Raw genomic sequence first — 15,691 nt, forward strand, 5'->3', positions numbered from 1 at the left:
GCGCATGGAGCGGCTTGCGGACAGGGTTATCCTCGTCTGGGGTTTCAAACGGTCGCTGCTGGCCATCGCCGCCGGAGCATTTGCGGTTCTGGCGCTGCCGCCCATCGGCTTTTTCGCGGCAATGTTCATCTCCTTCGCGCTGCTCGTCTGGCTGATCGACGGGGTGGCGGCTTCGCCTGAAAGCGGCTTGGTCGGCAGGCTGTGGCCGGCATTTGCAACCGGCTGGCTGTTCGGCTTCGGCTATTTCGTCGCGGGCCTGTGGTGGCTCGGCCATGCGCTGCTGGTCGATCAGGAGGAATTCGCCTGGGCGCTGCCCTTAGCCATCCTCGGGCTGCCGGCCTGTCTGGCGATCTTCTACGGGCTGGCGACCGCCCTTGCCCGCATCTTCTGGTCGGATGGCATGGGGCGGATCGCCGCGCTGGCGGCCGGCTTCGGGCTGATGGAATGGCTGCGAAGCGTGATCCTCACCGGCTTTCCCTGGAACGCCATCGGCTACGGCATGATGCCCGTTCCGCTGATGATGCAGTCGGCGCATGTGATCGGGGCGATGGGGGTGACGGCGCTTGCCGTCTTCATCTTTTCCGCCCCGGCGCTTGCCGGGACACGCCAAGATGCACGCGGCGGCATCGCGCTCGCCGTGGCGCTGTTTGCCGCCCATCTCGGTTACGGGGCCTATGCCCTCCATCTCGCGCCGCGGCCGGAAGCCTTGCCCGAGGACAAGCGGCCGGTGGTGCGGCTGGTGCAGCCTGATATCGATCAGGCGGCGAAGATGGACAACGACGCCGACCGCAATGCGATCTTCGAGACGCATCTGAAGCTGTCGGCCGAAGCGCCGAGGAATGGCGGACGCAAGCCCGACATCATCGTCTGGCCGGAAACCTCGATCCCCTTCATCCTGACAGACAATCAGGATGCGCTGACGCGGATCGCCGATACGCTCGACGACAACCAGATCCTGATCGCCGGCGCCGTCCGCGCCGAGGAGATGGGACCGGGCACGCCTGCGCGCTACTATAATTCCATCTACGTGATCGACGGCCGCGGCCAGATCATCGCCGCCTCCGACAAGGTGCATCTGGTGCCCTTCGGCGAATATCTGCCGTTCGAGGACGTGCTCACCGAATTCGGCATCCAGAATGTCGTCGAGATACCGGGAGGATTTTCGGCCGCGGCAAGCCGGCACCTGCTGGCGCTGCCCGGCGGGCTCAATCTCTATCCGCTGATCTGCTACGAGATTATTTTCCCCGATGAAATGACCGGCGACATCAAAGACGCCAATGCGATCCTCAATATCACCAATGATGCCTGGTTCGGCGCGACACCCGGACCCTATCAGCATTTCCAGCAGGCGCGGGTCCGGGCTGTCGAAACCGGCCTGCCGTTGATTCGTGATGCCAATAGCGGCATTTCGGCGCTGGTGAACGCACATGGGGAAATTATCGCCGGTCTCGATCTCGAGCAAACCGGCTTTATCGATGCAACTCTTGATAGGCTCGGCGAAGGGGACGGAACGCCAATCCCCCGGCAAACATACTTCTGGTTGACCGAGTCGCTGCTCATTTTGATTGCGCTAATTTCTCGTAGAGGTTTTATTTCCGGGTTGAATTGACCAAAAACCCCTAAAATTGCATAGTGATGACAATCGGCGTTCTTAGCGTATGTTTGAAGGTGGGTTCTTACCGCCTGCAACGTGGCGTTTTGGGATGGATCAGGGGCATGCCGGTTAGAAACAGTTGAAATTCTTAGCTAGGGCACGACCATGATTGAAAACAAGAAGAAGCCAAATCCCATCGACATCCACGTTGGCAGCCGTATTCGTCTCCGCCGAACGATGCTTGGCATGAGCCAGGAGAAACTGGGCGAAAGTCTCGGCATTACATTCCAGCAGATCCAGAAATACGAGAAGGGAACCAACCGCGTCGGCGCAAGCCGCCTGCAGAACATCTCGAACATTCTCAATGTTCCGGTTTCCTTTTTCTTCGAGGACGCGCCCGGCGAACATACCGGCTCCATGGGCGGCATGGCCGAGGCCTCCAGCTCGAATTACGTCGTCGATTTCCTGTCTTCCTCGGAAGGCCTGCAGCTCAACCGCGCCTTCGTCAAGATTTCCGATCCCAAGGTTCGCCGCAAGGTCGTGGAGCTGGTGAAGGCGCTTGCGGCTGAAGCCGACGCCGACTGAACCACATCAGGCGTGGAATTCGAAAGGCGGTCGAAAGGCCGCCTTTTCTGCGTTTTTGGGGCAAAATTTGTCACTTTGCCGCAGATATAAAGATATATTTATGTCCTTCTGCGCTTGTCATCAAGCCTCGAACTGAGTACCTACTAGCTGGCTTTTATTCTTTGAGGGGAATCCCGAAATGCGCGCGAATTATCTCTTTACCAGCGAATCTGTTGCCGAGGGTCATCCGGACAAAGTCTGTGACCGCATCTCCGACGAGATCGTCGATCTGGTCTACCGCGAAGCGGCCAAGACCGGCGTCAATCCGTGGGGCGTGCGCATTGCCTGCGAAACGCTGGCGACGACCAACCGCGTCGTCATCGCCGGCGAAGTCCGCCTGCCGCCGAGCCTGATGAAGAAGGACAAGGACGGCAAGGACGTCATCAACCCGTCGAAGTTCAAGGCCGCCGCGCGCCGCGCCATCAAGGATATCGGCTACGAGCAGGACGGCTTCCATTGGAAGAAGGCCAAGATCGACGTGCTGCTGCATTCGCAGTCGGCCGACATCGCGCAGGGCGTCGACAGCGCCGCCGACCAGCAGGGCGACGAGGGCGCCGGCGACCAGGGCATCATGTTCGGTTACGCCTGCCGCGAAACGCCGGACCTGATGCCGGCCCCGATCTATTATTCCCACAAGATCCTGCAGCTGCTGGCAGTCGCCCGCAAGAAGGGCGACGGCGAAGTCGCCAAGCTCGGCCCCGACGCCAAGAGCCAGGTGACCGTGCGCTACGTCGACGGCAAGCCGTCGGAAGCAACCTCGATCGTGCTGTCGACCCAGCATCTTGACGAGAGCTGGGATTCGAACAAGGTTCGCGCCGTCGTCGAGCCCTATATCCGCGAAGCGCTGGGCGAGCTGAAGATCGCTGACGATTGCAAGTGGTACATCAATCCGACCGGCAAGTTCGTCATCGGCGGACCGGACGGCGATGCGGGCCTCACCGGCCGCAAGATCATCGTCGACACCTACGGCGGTGCCGCTCCGCATGGCGGCGGCGCATTCTCCGGCAAGGACACGACGAAGGTCGACCGTTCGGCCGCCTATGCCGCCCGTTACCTTGCCAAGAACGTCGTCGCCGCCGGCCTTGCCGACCGCTGCACGATCCAGATCTCCTACGCGATCGGCGTCGCCCAGCCGCTGTCGATCTATGTCGACCTGCACGGCACCGGCAAGGTTACCGAGGATCAGATCGAGGCAGCGATCCGCAAGAACATGGACCTTTCGCCGACCGGTATCCGCCGCCATCTCGACCTCAACAAGCCGATCTACGCCAAGACCTCCGCTTACGGCCATTTCGGCCGCAAGGCCGGCCGCGACGGCTCGTTCTCCTGGGAGCGCACCGACCTCGTGAAGGCGCTCAAGGAAAGCGTAAAGGCCTGAGATAAAGCATGACGGATATGGAACGTCGCGGCCGGGCGACCGAAGCCTTTTTCGGTCGCCGCAAAGGCAAGGCTCTGCGCGAACAGCAGGCCGAGACGCTGAACAGCCTGCTGCCGGCATTCCTGATCGATCTCTCGGCGGCGCCCCCGGCGCCGCTGACGTCCCTCTTCCCGGTTCCGGTCGAGCGCTTGCGGCTGGAAATCGGTTTCGGCGGCGGCGAACATCTGATCCACCGCGCCCTGGAGACGCCGTCGACCGGCTTCATCGGCGTCGAGCCCTTCGTCAATTCCATGCAGAAGCTGCTGTCGCGCATCGGCGAGACCGGCACGTCCAATATCCGCGTTTATAATGACGACGCGACACAGCTGCTCGACTGGCTGCCGGACGCCTCGCTCGATCAGATCGATCTGCTCTATCCCGATCCCTGGCCGAAGCGGAAGCACTGGAAGCGGCGCTTCGTCTCGAAGACCAATCTCGACCGCTTTCATCGCGTGCTGAAGCCCGGCGGCCTGTTCTGCTTCGCCTCCGACATCGACACCTATGTGAACTGGACGCTGCTCAAATGCCGCGACCATGGCGGCTTCGACTGGGTGGCCGAGAATGCAGCGGATTGGCTCACCCCCTATGCGGGCTGGCCGAGCACGCGCTACGAGACCAAGGCCCGGCGCGAGGGCCGCTCTTCGGCCTATCTGACGTTCAGGAAGATCTGAGGCTCAAGGAAAGTCGGCGGACAGACGCAATGTTCGGCGGCGCGAAGGATTGCCCGGGGCTGCTGGAACTTTCTGGTATTCCGTCACGTCACAAGTGGCACCAATGACTGCTGATGGCTCTCAGCTGCCGTTGGCGCTCTCTGCATTCATGACCGCTTTGCGCCTCATTTCAGCCGTTCAGACACTATGGTCAGTGTTCCAAAAGCTGCCATCGAGCTGAGCGCCTATAATGAGCACTTCGGAAGCCGGTGGTACTTCCGACATTAAATCGACGGACATCCCCCCGCTCTTAATTCCCAGATGTCGAAGCCGAGACGCCGAGCCATTTCGGCCGGTGGAGTAATCGGCCACCGCAACGAAAAATTTAAGCGCGACAAGTTGCATCTTTCACTACGCGCCAAGCAAATTGCCACTGTCGGAAGCACCCTCCGGGGACGCTCCACGTACCAGCACCAACAGGTGTCACCCGGCACTGCCGGGTGACAGATCGTCCGGCCGACGTTGGATGAAGGCCGCGGTCCGGTCGATGTCGTCAAGACCTGATGAACGAGAGCAGGTCGGGGTTGAGGACATCTGCATGTGTGGTCAGCATGCCATGGGGGTAGCCCGGGTAGGTCTTCAGCGACCCGTTCTTGAGCAGGTCGACCGCACGCGGCACGGAACTTGCGAAGGGGACGACTTGATCGGCCTCGCCATGCATCACCAGCACCGGCACGGTGATCTTCTTGAGGTCTTCGGTATAATCTTCCAGCCAAGAGTCGACAGTCGCGTAGTGAGCCAGGGCACCACCGGCCATGCCCTGGCGCCACCAGTTCGCAATGATCGCCTCCGAAGGCTCGGCCCCGTCGAGGTTGTAACCGTAGAACGGGTTCTCAGGGACGAACCGGAAGAACTGCGACCGGTTGCCCAGCACGCCCGCTCGGATCGCATCGAACCACTCCGGCGGCTGACCGGACGGGTTTTCCTCGCTCCGGTACATGTTCGGCGTCAGGGAAGCGACCAGTACCGCCTTCGAGACGCGCTCCGGGTGGCGAGCGACATAGCGAGCCACCTCACCGCCACCTGTGGAGTGGCCGATGTGGATCGCGTCGCGCAGGTTGAGGTGCTCGGTCAGGGCCGCGAGGTCGGCAACCCAGTGGTCCATGTCGTTGCCGGTGCCGGGCTGGTCGGATCGGCCGTGGCCGCGCCGGTCGTGGGCGATCACCCGGTAGCCCTGGCGAAGGAAGAAGGTCATCTGGGCGTCCCAATCGTCCGCCGACAGCGGCCAGCCGTGGCTGAAAACGATCGGCTGGCCTGAGCCCCAGTCCTTGTAGAAGATGTTTACGCCGTCCGTGGTAGTGATTGTAGGCATCGAGTCTCTCCCTCTGCGCTGTTAAACATTCCTTTGAAGGTCAAAATAATCAATTAGAGCCATTCATCCACGCGCCACTGCAATAATCAACGCAATATTGCCACGCATGCCTCATCTTTCTTTTCGAAGCGCAGGCGAAATACTCCGGTGAGGCGCGTTCGATTGTATCCCGAAATTGCGACGTTAATTAAATCCCCCTTCTATCGAAGACAAATACCTTGTACGTTCGAGCTATGCCTTAAAGGTATAGCGAGGATCCGATGGAGCTGAGGCATTTGCGCTATTTTGTTGCTGTTGCGGAGGAGGGAAGCTTACTGACCGCAGCAGAGCGGCGGCTTCACACGTCCCAGCCCTCACTCAGCAGGCAAATTCGCGATCTGGAAACCGAAGTCGGTGTAAAGCTGCTGGAACGGCAGTCGCGCGGCGTGACGCTCACCGCCGCCGGTAAAGTGTTTCTTGATCACGCGCGGCTGGCGTTATTGCAAGTCGAGGCGGCTGCGGAAGGGGCCCGGCGGGCAGAACGGCCAGAAAAGCAGTCGTTCACTATCGGTTTTCTCGCAGGGCAAGAGGTCGTGTGGCTACCCCATGCATTGCGCATTATTCGTGAGGAAGCGCCGGAGGTTGAAATCATATTGTCCAGTCAGTCTTCCCCGGACCTTGCTCTGGCACTGATGCGAGGCAAGCTGGACGTCGCGTTCCTTCGCCCCGAGACGCAGAGTGTTGGTGTGTCCTTCAAGTTTTTAGCCAAGGAGCCACTGATCGCCGTACTGCCGGCGGACCATCGCTTGACGTCGCGCAAAAAGATCCGGCCGCAGGACCTTGCCCGCGAAACTTACGTCAGTTCGGCTAGAATTTCTCCCGTATTGCAATCCGTGATCCAAGATTACGCGTCGAACGTTGGGATCACCCTCAAGGCAGAGTACGAAGGCGAAGGCCTGCCGTCAGCAATGTCGCTCGTCGTGTCTACAGGTGGAATAACGCTTATTCCGCTTTATGCGCAAAATATGCTGACGCCAAATGTCGTTGCTAGAGCACTTGAGGGTGTGCCTCCGACAATTGATCTCACCTTAGGATACAACGATTCAAATTCCTCACCTTTGCTCCGCCGATTTTTGTCTCGCTCTGATGAATTAGTCGCCAACGTCCAAAATCAGAGCATCATCCGCTATGCTGAAATTCCATAGCAGAGATCAAGCTCATGCGATTTCTGCTTGTTGGCGTGCTCCCGAATCTTGTTCAGCATTCTCGAATTTCGGGTATCGACCCATCTCGACTTTTCCGATCAAGGAGCGCGAGGCAAAAGTGGACGGCAGGCTTCACCACTATCAGAGGTCGACGCTATTCAAGGGCTGTGACACCGATTCCTCGCAACCAAGCGGCAACGTCCACACCAGCTCTCCTGTGGCTGAATTCGGTTCCTCAGTCGCAATACTAACTCAGATGTCGGGGAAATGCTCTCTAGACCCAAATCCGTCGAAGCTGAAGATCTTACTCGAACAGTTGGTGTTTGGTCGCATAGTTACCGCTTGCTCACCGCTTTTGGCCGCAAAGCGGAAGAAACGCTCATAGTGATCAAGCGTCCGCATCGGTCAGGGATGGCGCTGATCTTTCCTCGCTGGATGTCTGTTATCGCGTGTGAGCGCCAAAAAGCTGCCAGTCGGCTTACGGCCCCAATGCGGTCACTAATCCAACCCGACGCCAATCTCTCCTACTGGCGCACAGTTGCCATAACCCTGTCAGTCTGGTGGGATTTGATACCGAATCCTGGAGCTTCCAACATCATCGCACGGAAAACGTCGAAAGCAGGCTACGCGCATATATCGTGACATCAGCCCCGACCGCAGCAAAATCGGATAAGCGACCGCGCACTGCAAGAGCGGTGAAACGCGACGGACACCATCTGACGGTCAGTGCAGGCTGACCGTCTTCAGTTCGTCCTCGGCAGCCTTGAAAAAGGTGCTGGAGCGGTTGTCCGTCAAGAGGATCGGCGTGCCGTCGGCGCCGAAGAGTGCCCAGAGATCGACGTTCGGATCGATATCCGGCGCCTCGGGAAAGCACTTGGCGACCTCTTCGGTGCGCATTTTTCTGATGTAGGCGACCTCGCCGTTGCCGATGTGGGCAAGCTCGGATTTGGTCAAGTGAGACGTGGCTTCTTTCATCAACATTCCTGTTCCTCCGGAAGAAGGGACCAACGGTTCGACAAACCGTTGTGCTACTGTGAAACCGAAATGTTAATTTTCTTGACCATGCGCGCGGGTTCCGGACGAATTAGATCGACGGAGAGCAGACCGTTCTTCAGGCCGGCGCCGAGCACCTGCATGCCGTCGGCAAGAACGAAGGTGCGCTGGAACTGGCGGGCGGCGATGCCGCGGTAGAGATAGTCCCGTTCGCCCTGTTCCACTTGGCGGCCGCGGATCAGAAGCTGGTTCTCCTCAATGGAGACATCGAGTTCCTCCTCGCTGAAACCGGCGACGGCAAGGGTGATGCGCAGACGTTCCGGGGCGCCGTTGTCGGCGGCGATGCGCTCGATATTGTAGGGCGGATATCCGTCGCTCGCCTTGGAAATGCGCTCCAGCGTCTTTTCCATGGCATCGAAGCCCAGAAGCAGCGGGCTGGCGAAAGGGGTAATGCGGCTCATCTCTTTTCAAGTCCTTGATGCAAGCGACCATCCCGGACCTTAAACGCAGCGTCCGGATGCCGCTAATATGGGGAGAGCAGTCCAGTGCTGCAAGGCACGGTGCGACGTGCCGGCGCCACCTCACAATTTTAAAGCGGTGCCGCCGGCTGCTTGCTTGACAAAGCGGCGGCTGCCTCGCATCAAAACATGCCCGCACGGACTGTGCTGATTTGTGACGGGAAATGAACAAATCGGTGCATGCCGAGGCAAAGCGCACCCGCGAGGATGGAACGATCGGAATGGCAAGCGCAAGAAAGATCATCATCGACACGGATCCCGGCCAGGACGATGCGGCCGCCATCATGCTGGCCTTCGGCAGTCCCGAGGAGCTGGAGGTGCTGGGGATCACGACGGTCGCCGGCAACGTGCCGCTTTCCTTCACCAGCCGCAATGCGCGCATCGTCTGCGAGCTCTGCGGCCGGCGGGAGACAAAGGTTTTCGCCGGCGCCGACGCGCCGATCGCCCGCAATCTGGTGACGGCCGAACATGTGCACGGCAAGACCGGCCTCGACGGGCCCGACCTCAGCGAGCCGACGATGGCGCTGCAGCCCGACCATTCGGTCGATTTCATCATCGAGACGCTGCGCCGCGAGCCGACAGGCACGGTGACGCTCTGCACGCTCGGGCCGCTCACCAATATCGGCCTGGCCTTCCAGAAGGCGCCCGACATCGTTCCCCGCATCCGCGAACTGGTGATGATGGGCGGCGGCTTCTTCGAGGGCGGCAACATCACGCCGGCCGCCGAATTCAACATCTATGTCGATCCCGAGGCCGCCGATATCGTCTTTCGCTCAGGCGTGCCGATCGTGATGATGCCGCTTGACGTCACTCACCAATTGCTGACCCGCAAGGACCGGGTGAAGCGCATGGCCGAAATCGGCACGGCGCCTGTTAAGGCCATGGTCGAGATGCTGGAATTCTTCGAGCGGTTCGATATCGAGAAATACGGCTCCGACGGCGGGCCGCTGCACGACCCGACCGTGATCGCCTATCTGCTGAAGCCGGAGCTCTTCAGGGGTCGGGACTGCAATGTCGAGATCGAGGTCCGGTCCGAACTCACCGTCGGCATGACCGTCGTCGACTGGTGGCATGTGACCGAGCGCAAGCGCAATGCCAAGGTCATGCGCCATGTCGATGCGGACGGCTTCTTCGATCTGCTGATCGAACGTTTCGCCCGCATCTGAAGCTTTGGTTTCCCTTCCTGAGCGGAAGGGAAACGTCCTTAAGCGTCCTTCTCGTCGAAGACGGAATTGGTTTCGGCTTCGGCCGGCTTGGGGCCGCCCTTGGCGACGCCGACCATGGCCGGGCGCAGCACGCGTTCGCCGATGGTGAAGCCTGCCTGCACGACCTGGACGACCGTATTGTTCGGCACGTCGGGGTTGGGCACCTCGAACATCGCCTGATGGAAATTCGGATCGAACTTCTGGCCGACCGGCTCCAGCTTGCGAACGCCGTGGCGCTCAAGAGCCGACAGCATGGCGCGCTCGGTCATCTCGACACCTTCGATCAGGGTGCTGAGGCCGGCATCGGCCGCGGCCTTGGTCTCCGGAGAGATGGCATCAAGCGCGCGGCGCAGATTGTCCGAGACGGCGAGCATGTCGCGCGCAAAACCCGCGACGGAATAGGACTTGGCGTCCTTCACTTCGCGCTCGGTGCGCCGGCGCAGATTGTCCATCTCGGCGGCAAGGCGCAGATAGCGGTCGCGCAGCTCACCGTTTTCGGCTTTCAGAAGCTCGAGCGGGTCCGGCTGGGCAGCCTCTTCCTGCGCAATATCGTTCTCGACGTAGGCGGCAGCGTCGGCTGCGGCATCGGCCGCAGTTGCGTCAGGTCCGTTTTTCGTCGTGTCATCGGTCATGACGGTCTCCGGTTGGTGTCTTCAGATGCGCCCGATATCGAGGTTTGACCGAAAAAAATCAAGTCTGCGTGACAAAGAAGCGAAAATTCCGCACGTTCGCCAGTTGCGGCGTCAAAGCTGATTGCGCGAAAGGCGGGAGACGAGCTGGGCGGTGTAATCCACCATCGGCACGATGCGGGAATAATTGAGCCGCGTCGGGCCGATGACGCCGACGGCACCGACGATGCGATCGTCATCGTCACGATAGGGCGCGACGATCAGCGACGAGCCGGACAGCGAGAAGAGCTTGTTTTCCGAACCGATGAAGATGCGCACGCCGGAACCGGTTTCGGCGAGATTGAGAATCTCGATCAGGCTGTCCTTCTTCTCGAGATCGTCGAACAGCAAGCGCAGCCGGTCGAGATCCTCGGCGCCGGCCAGCCCCTCGAGCAAGTTGGCGCGGCCGCGGATGATCAGTTGCGCGGGCTTGCCCTCGTCCGGGCTGCCGGCCCAGACAGCGATGCCGCGCTCGACGAGATCGCGCGACAGGGCATCGAGCTCGTGGCGGACGTCATCCTTCAGCCGGCTCAACTGCTTGCGGAGTTCCGGCAGCGTCTGGCCGGACATATGGGCATTGAGAAAATTCGCCGCCTCGGTCAGTTGCGAGGAGGTGACGCCCGCCGGCAGCTCGATGATGCGGTTTTCCACCTGATCGTGATCGCCGACGAGCACGGCCAGCGCCTTGGTCGGTTCGAGCCGGATGAACTCGACATGTTTCAGCACCGGATCGCTTTTCGAGGTGATGACGAGGCCGGCGCCGCGCGAAATGCCGGACAGCATGCGGCTTGCCTCGTTCATCATCGATTCCACCGGATTGCCGCCGCTTTCGGCCCGCACCTGCCGGTCGATGTTGGCGCGCTCCTCGGCAGAGAGGTCGCCGACCTGCATGAAGGCATCGACGAAGAAACGCAGGCCGATCTGGGTCGGCAGCCGTCCGGCGCTGACGTGCGGCGAATAGATCAGGCCGAGTTCTTCGAGATCGCTCATGACGTTGCGCACCGAGGCCGGCGACAGCGACATCGGCAGAAGACGGGACAGGTTGCGCGAACCGAGCGGCTCGCCACTTTCCAGATAGCCTTCGACGATGCGCCGAAAAATTTCCCTGGAGCGCTCGTCCAGTGCGGCAACAGCATCCGAAACCGACGTCGACCTGATGCCCATGAAGCTTAAGAACCCGCGCTGATGATACTTCCCGAAAAGTAAGTCAAACTCGCACCCGTGGCAAAAGGGAATTTGCAAATAGGCGCCGCCAATCGTAGAAGCGGTCAACAAACCCCAGGAGATAAGAATGCGGCCTTCAGGCAGAAAAATCGACCAGATGCGCAAGGTCTCGTTCGAGCGCAATTTTTCCAAGCATGCGGAAGGCTCCTGCCTGGTCAAGTTCGGCGATACGCATGTGCTCTGCACGGCCAGCCTTGAAGAAAAGACGCCGCCCTGGCTGCGCAATACCGGCAAGGGCTGGGTCACCGCCGAATACGGCATGCTGCCGCGGGCGACCGGCGAACGGATGAAGCGCGAGGCCGCCGCCGGCAAGCAGGGCGGCCGCACCCAGGAAATTCAGCGGCTGATCGGCCGGTCGTTGCGCGCCGTCGTCGACCTGCAGGCGCTCGGCGAACGGCAGATCACGCTCGACTGCGACGTCATCCAGGCCGATGGCGGCACGCGGACCGCCTCGATCACCGGCGGCTGGATTGCGCTTTACGATTGCCTGAAATGGATGGAAAGCCGCAACATGATCAAGGTTGACCGGGTCCTGAAGGATCATGTCGCCGCCATCTCCTGCGGTATCTTCGCCAGCCAGCCGGTGATCGATCTCGATTACCTCGAGGATTCCTCGGCCGAGACCGATGCGAACTTCGTCATGACCGGCACCGGCGGGATCGTCGAGATCCAGGGCACGGCCGAGGGCACGCCGTTCAGCGAGGGCGAATTCACCTCGCTGATGCAGCTTGCCAGAAACGGCATCGGCGAACTGGTGGCGCTGCAGAAGCAAGCCGTCGAAGGATGAACCCCATGCTGGAAGGCATGTTGGAAACGGCGCTCTATGCGCGGGATCTCGATCAGGCCGAGGCGTTTTACGAAGACGTCCTCGGACTGGAGAAGATCGCCCGCGCCGCCAACCGGCATGTCTTCTTCCGCTGCGGGCCCGGCGTTCTGTTAATCTTCAACCCCGAGGAAACGGTGAAGCCGCCGGCGCCTGATGCCCTGCAGGTGCCGCCGCACGGCACCACCGGCCAGGGCCATGCCTGTTTCCGGGTATCCGGCCGCAATATCGACGCCATGGCCGAGAAGCTGACGGCGGCTGATGTGGCGATCGAATCCGAGGTGCGCTGGCCGAACGGCGGCCGCTCGATCTATTTCCGCGATCCGGCCGGCAACAGCCTGGAATGCGCAGAGGCTAAAATCTGGGGCATCGAACAGGATATCTGAATGCGCAAGCTTGAAACGAAGACCATCGTCGTCGCCAGCCACAATGCCGGCAAGATCCGCGAGATCCAGGAATTGATCGGGCCGCTCGGCTTCACCGCCAAATCGGCGGCGGAGCTGAATTTCGTCGAGCCTGACGAGACCGGCACGAGTTTCGAGGAGAATGCGACGATCAAGGCGGTGGCCTCGGCCAATGCCGCCGGCATGCCGGCGCTTTCGGACGATTCCGGACTGGTGGTCGACGCGCTCGGCGGCGATCCCGGCGTCTACACCGCCAACTGGGCGGAGAGGGCCGACGGCACGCGCGATTTCGACATGGCGATGGCCAAGGTGGAAAAGGCGCTGCAGGATGCCGGCGCGACGAAGCCGGAACAGCGCACCGCACGTTTCATCAGCGTGCTCTGCCTCGCCTGGCCGGACGGGCACACGGAGCTGTTCCGTGGCGAGGTGGAAGGCAGCGTCGTCTGGCCGCCGCGCGGCACCCAGGGCTTCGGCTACGATCCGGTCTTCCAGCCTAAGGGTTACGACATCACCTTCGGCGAAATGAGCGGCGAGGAAAAACACGGCTGGAACGTCGGCAAGCCGCAAGCGCTGTCGCACCGGGCCCGCGCCTTCAAACTCTTCGTCGAAACCTGCCTGGAGGCATAAGGTCGGTACGTGGGCACATCAGACACGCCAAGCAGCTCGCGCGATGCAGCACTTTTGCCCGATACCGGTGAGCCCGGCTTCGGCGTCTACGTGCATTGGCCCTTCTGTGCGGCGAAGTGTCCCTATTGCGATTTCAACAGCCATGTGCGCCACCAGCCGGTGGATCAGGAGCGCTTCACCGCTGCCTTCTTGAAGGAGATGGCAACGGTGCGGGCGATGAGCGGGCCGAAGACGGTCACCAGCATCTTCCTCGGCGGCGGCACGCCCTCGCTGATGAAGCCGGAAACGGTCTCGGCCATTCTCGACGGCATTGCCCGGCACTGGCACGTGCCTGCCGGCATCGAAATCACCATGGAGGCCAACCCTTCGAGCGTCGAGGCCGACCGCTTCCGCGGCTATCGGGCCGCCGGCGTCAATCGTGTCTCGCTCGGCGTGCAAGCGCTGAATGATCGGGACCTGAAATTCCTCGGCCGTCTGCATGATGTCGCCGACGCGCTGAAAGCAATCCGGCTGGCGCGCGACATTTTTCCCCGCATGTCCTTCGATCTGATCTATGCCCGGCCGCAGCAGACGGTCGAGGAATGGGAGAAAGAGCTGAAGGAGGCTATCTCCTATGCGGTCGACCATCTCTCCCTCTATCAGCTGACCATCGAGGAAGGCACGCCCTTCTACGGCCTGCACAAGGCGGGCAAGCTGGTCGTGCCGGACGGCGAGCAATCGGCATTGCTCTACGAGGCGACGCAGGAGATCACCGCGCGCGAGGGCATGCCGGCCTATGAGGTTTCCAATCACGCCCGGCCGGGTGCCGAAAGCCGGCATAACCTGACCTACTGGCGTTACGGCGATTATGCCGGCATCGGCCCCGGCGCCCATGGCCGGCTGACACGCGGCCCGGAGAAGATCGCCACGGCGACCGAGCGCAAGCCGGAAGCCTGGCTCGACATGGTCGAGCGCGACGGCCACGGCATTCTCGACGAGGAGCGGCTCGGCTTCGAGGAACAGTCCGACGAGCTCTTGCTGATGGGGCTGCGGCTCCGGGAAGGTGTCGATCTTGCCCGCTGGCAGCAGCTTTCGGGCCGCGACCTCGACCCGAAACGCGAGGAATTCCTGCTGGAACACAAATTCATCGAGCGGATCGGCAATTCACGCCTGCGCTGCACGCCGTCCGGCATGCTGATCCTCGACTCCGTCGTCGCCGATCTCGCCTGCTGACATCAATACGACGTGCGAATTTACAACGCGGCGGCATCGATATCGCCGCCGCGCTGGAGCGCATTTATCAGCCGTGGCTGGTCGCGCCTGATTTGAACAGGCTGCCGGTCGGCGTCTTCAAGAACATCTCCAGCGGAATATGCTCCTGGTGCAGGAAGCCGGTCGCCGGCAGCAGGCCGTCGCGGACCATTTCGATGACGGCCACGACCGAGGCCGAGGTCGTCCAGGCAATTGCGGTGCGGCGGGCGCCGGCAATCTCGATCGGGTAATAGGCGCGCACGAATTCCTTGCGGCGCAGGCTGCCATTCTCCGTCCCTTCGGCGGCGACATGGACATAGACGACATCGTCTTCAACCGGCGGCTTGGCGTTGGTCAGGATCTCGCCGGCGAGCTTGCGCTTGTCGCGCATCAGCAGTTCGTGGAAGAAGAAGTTCATCAGCTCCATATGGCCGGGATAACGCATCGTCTTGTAATCGAGATTGTCGATCTTGCCGAGCATGGTGTCGCACATGGTGCCAAGACCGCCCGAGGTGGTGAAGGCTTCGAGCTTGACGCCGCCGACATAGACGGTCTCGTGCCATTCCATCGGCGAGACCAGCTTGCGGACACCGCCCTCGATCACCTCGCAGTCGTTCAGATATTCGTTGACGACGCCCTCGGGCGACCAGTTGAAGGCGTAGCCGAGCAGCCCGGTCGGGTGCTGCGGCAGGGCGCCGACGCGCATGCGGATCGAACGGCAGCGATCGAAGCCGTCGGCCAGGCTTGCGCCGACGATACCGACGAAACCCGGCGCCAGGCCGCATTGCGGCGCCATCAGGCCGCGGGCGGTCTTCGACAGTTCGATGATGAAATTGGTTGTGGGAACATCTTCGGTCAGATCGAAATAATGAATGCCGGCAAGATGGGCGGCGCGCGCCAACTCGATGTTCAAATGATAAGGCAGGCAGGAGAGCACCGCCTCGACACTGGAGAGCAGTTCGCCGATCACCGCGGGATCTGAAATATCGCCGGTGCGGCACTTGAAGGGGACGTCGCTCAGCGGCAGCTGCGCATCGACGCCGATCACCTCGAAGCCGCCTTCATGCAACAGCGTCGCCGCCAGCCGTCCGACCTTGCCCAGGCCGAGAACGGCGATCTTTTCGAAACTCATTCATTCCTCCCACGCGCTCATTTCAG

General features: G+C 61.2%; 16 protein-coding genes. 10 read left to right on the forward strand and 6 right to left on the reverse strand.

Annotated features, from left to right (window positions below):
* Window positions 1-4: 4 nt before the first annotated feature.
* The 4 genes from lnt (at window position 5) to FHT75_RS13805 (ending at window position 4,306) form a co-directional block, all read left to right on the forward strand.
* A complete protein-coding gene (gene lnt, locus FHT75_RS13790; RefSeq protein ID WP_063474775.1) occupies window positions 5-1,609 on the forward strand; it encodes an apolipoprotein N-acyltransferase in 1,605 nt (534 codons plus the stop codon).
* A 150-nt stretch (window positions 1,610-1,759) separates the two neighbouring features.
* Window positions 1,760-2,179, forward strand: a complete 420-nt coding sequence (locus FHT75_RS13795) for a helix-turn-helix domain-containing protein (RefSeq protein ID WP_028757650.1) — start codon at window positions 1,760-1,762, stop codon at window positions 2,177-2,179.
* Between the two features lie 178 nt (window positions 2,180-2,357).
* Window positions 2,358-3,596 (forward strand): methionine adenosyltransferase, encoded by a 1,239-nt coding sequence (gene metK, locus FHT75_RS13800; protein ID WP_018485328.1) that lies wholly within the window; start codon window positions 2,358-2,360, stop codon window positions 3,594-3,596.
* Window positions 3,597-3,604: 8 nt separating this feature from the next.
* A complete protein-coding gene (locus tag FHT75_RS13805) occupies window positions 3,605-4,306 on the forward strand; it encodes a tRNA (guanine(46)-N(7))-methyltransferase TrmB (protein ID WP_047617202.1) in 702 nt (233 codons plus the stop codon).
* A gap of 532 nt (window positions 4,307-4,838) precedes the next feature.
* Here the strand turns inward: FHT75_RS13805 and FHT75_RS13810 are convergent.
* On the reverse strand, window positions 4,839-5,657 hold the full coding sequence (locus FHT75_RS13810; RefSeq protein WP_047617206.1) for an alpha/beta fold hydrolase: 819 nt from the start codon (window positions 5,655-5,657) through the stop codon (window positions 4,839-4,841).
* A 260-nt stretch (window positions 5,658-5,917) separates the two neighbouring features.
* On the opposite strand from FHT75_RS13810, the gene FHT75_RS13815 reads away from it, so the two are divergent.
* Window positions 5,918-6,841 carry a LysR family transcriptional regulator gene (locus tag FHT75_RS13815; RefSeq protein WP_063474776.1) on the forward strand — a complete coding sequence of 308 codons (924 nt, stop codon included), beginning with the start codon at window positions 5,918-5,920 and terminating at the stop codon, window positions 6,839-6,841.
* Between the two features lie 723 nt (window positions 6,842-7,564).
* Here the strand turns inward: FHT75_RS13815 and FHT75_RS13820 are convergent.
* Entirely contained in the window at window positions 7,565-7,822 is a 258-nt protein-coding gene (locus FHT75_RS13820; protein WP_008524631.1) for a DUF1150 family protein, read from the reverse strand.
* Between the two features lie 47 nt (window positions 7,823-7,869).
* A complete protein-coding gene (locus tag FHT75_RS13825; protein ID WP_047617210.1) occupies window positions 7,870-8,295 on the reverse strand; it encodes an Hsp20 family protein in 426 nt (141 codons plus the stop codon).
* A gap of 278 nt (window positions 8,296-8,573) precedes the next feature.
* Here FHT75_RS13825 and FHT75_RS13830 point away from each other — a divergent pair, with 278 nt between their 5' ends.
* Complete coding sequence (locus FHT75_RS13830; protein ID WP_063474859.1) at window positions 8,574-9,518, forward strand: nucleoside hydrolase; 945 nt, start codon at window positions 8,574-8,576, stop codon at window positions 9,516-9,518.
* A 38-nt stretch (window positions 9,519-9,556) separates the two neighbouring features.
* Here the strand turns inward: FHT75_RS13830 and grpE are convergent, their stop codons facing one another.
* Together grpE and hrcA are read right to left on the reverse strand one after the other, a co-directional pair.
* A complete protein-coding gene (gene grpE, locus FHT75_RS13835; protein WP_047617212.1) occupies window positions 9,557-10,189 on the reverse strand; it encodes a nucleotide exchange factor GrpE in 633 nt (210 codons plus the stop codon).
* A gap of 111 nt (window positions 10,190-10,300) precedes the next feature.
* Window positions 10,301-11,389, reverse strand: coding sequence for a heat-inducible transcriptional repressor HrcA (gene hrcA, locus FHT75_RS13840; protein ID WP_047617213.1), 1,089 nt, complete (start codon window positions 11,387-11,389; stop codon window positions 10,301-10,303).
* A gap of 127 nt (window positions 11,390-11,516) precedes the next feature.
* On the opposite strand from hrcA, the gene rph reads away from it, so the two are divergent.
* The 4 genes from rph to hemW are packed head-to-tail and all read left to right on the forward strand — an operon-like array spanning window position 11,517 to window position 14,515.
* On the forward strand, window positions 11,517-12,236 hold the full coding sequence (gene rph / locus FHT75_RS13845) for a ribonuclease PH (RefSeq protein WP_011650181.1): 720 nt from the start codon (window positions 11,517-11,519) through the stop codon (window positions 12,234-12,236).
* Complete coding sequence (locus FHT75_RS13850; protein WP_063474777.1) at window positions 12,233-12,658, forward strand: VOC family protein; 426 nt, start codon at window positions 12,233-12,235, stop codon at window positions 12,656-12,658. Before rph ends, FHT75_RS13850 begins: the two co-directional genes overlap by 4 nt.
* Window positions 12,659-13,303 carry an RdgB/HAM1 family non-canonical purine NTP pyrophosphatase gene (gene rdgB / locus FHT75_RS13855; protein ID WP_047617217.1) on the forward strand — a complete coding sequence of 215 codons (645 nt, stop codon included), beginning with the start codon at window positions 12,659-12,661 and terminating at the stop codon, window positions 13,301-13,303.
* A 9-nt stretch (window positions 13,304-13,312) separates the two neighbouring features.
* Window positions 13,313-14,515, forward strand: a complete 1,203-nt coding sequence (gene hemW, locus FHT75_RS13860) for a radical SAM family heme chaperone HemW (RefSeq protein WP_047617219.1) — start codon at window positions 13,313-13,315, stop codon at window positions 14,513-14,515.
* Between the two features lie 67 nt (window positions 14,516-14,582).
* On the opposite strand, the gene FHT75_RS13865 is transcribed toward hemW, so the two are convergent.
* Window positions 14,583-15,665, reverse strand: coding sequence for a saccharopine dehydrogenase family protein (locus tag FHT75_RS13865; protein ID WP_047617221.1), 1,083 nt, complete (start codon window positions 15,663-15,665; stop codon window positions 14,583-14,585).
* Window positions 15,666-15,691: the final 26 nt, after the last annotated feature.

Source organism: Rhizobium sp. BK112 (genome assembly GCF_014193215.1).
In the GTDB taxonomy this organism is placed as follows: domain Bacteria; phylum Pseudomonadota; class Alphaproteobacteria; order Rhizobiales; family Rhizobiaceae; genus Rhizobium; species Rhizobium anhuiense.

What these genes read in the sequence shown, in the direction of transcription:
- lnt (WP_063474775.1), top strand. Translation starts at nt 5, where the DNA reads ATGGAGCGGCTTGCGGACAGGGTTATCCTCGTCTGGGGTTTCAAACGG.
- FHT75_RS13795 (WP_028757650.1), top strand. Translation starts at nt 1,760, where the DNA reads ATGATTGAAAACAAGAAGAAGCCAAATCCCATCGACATCCACGTTGGC.
- metK (WP_018485328.1), top strand. Translation starts at nt 2,358, where the DNA reads ATGCGCGCGAATTATCTCTTTACCAGCGAATCTGTTGCCGAGGGTCAT.
- FHT75_RS13805 (WP_047617202.1), top strand. Translation starts at nt 3,605, where the DNA reads ATGACGGATATGGAACGTCGCGGCCGGGCGACCGAAGCCTTTTTCGGT.
- FHT75_RS13810 (WP_047617206.1), bottom strand. Translation starts at nt 5,657, where the DNA reads ATGCCTACAATCACTACCACGGACGGCGTAAACATCTTCTACAAGGAC.
- FHT75_RS13815 (WP_063474776.1), top strand. Translation starts at nt 5,918, where the DNA reads ATGGAGCTGAGGCATTTGCGCTATTTTGTTGCTGTTGCGGAGGAGGGA.
- FHT75_RS13820 (WP_008524631.1), bottom strand. Translation starts at nt 7,822, where the DNA reads ATGTTGATGAAAGAAGCCACGTCTCACTTGACCAAATCCGAGCTTGCC.
- FHT75_RS13825 (WP_047617210.1), bottom strand. Translation starts at nt 8,295, where the DNA reads ATGAGCCGCATTACCCCTTTCGCCAGCCCGCTGCTTCTGGGCTTCGAT.
- FHT75_RS13830 (WP_063474859.1), top strand. Translation starts at nt 8,574, where the DNA reads ATGGCAAGCGCAAGAAAGATCATCATCGACACGGATCCCGGCCAGGAC.
- grpE (WP_047617212.1), bottom strand. Translation starts at nt 10,189, where the DNA reads ATGACCGATGACACGACGAAAAACGGACCTGACGCAACTGCGGCCGAT.
- hrcA (WP_047617213.1), bottom strand. Translation starts at nt 11,389, where the DNA reads ATGGGCATCAGGTCGACGTCGGTTTCGGATGCTGTTGCCGCACTGGAC.
- rph (WP_011650181.1), top strand. Translation starts at nt 11,517, where the DNA reads ATGCGGCCTTCAGGCAGAAAAATCGACCAGATGCGCAAGGTCTCGTTC.
- FHT75_RS13850 (WP_063474777.1), top strand. Translation starts at nt 12,233, where the DNA reads ATGAACCCCATGCTGGAAGGCATGTTGGAAACGGCGCTCTATGCGCGG.
- rdgB (WP_047617217.1), top strand. Translation starts at nt 12,659, where the DNA reads ATGCGCAAGCTTGAAACGAAGACCATCGTCGTCGCCAGCCACAATGCC.
- FHT75_RS13865 (WP_047617221.1), bottom strand. Translation starts at nt 15,665, where the DNA reads ATGAGTTTCGAAAAGATCGCCGTTCTCGGCCTGGGCAAGGTCGGACGG.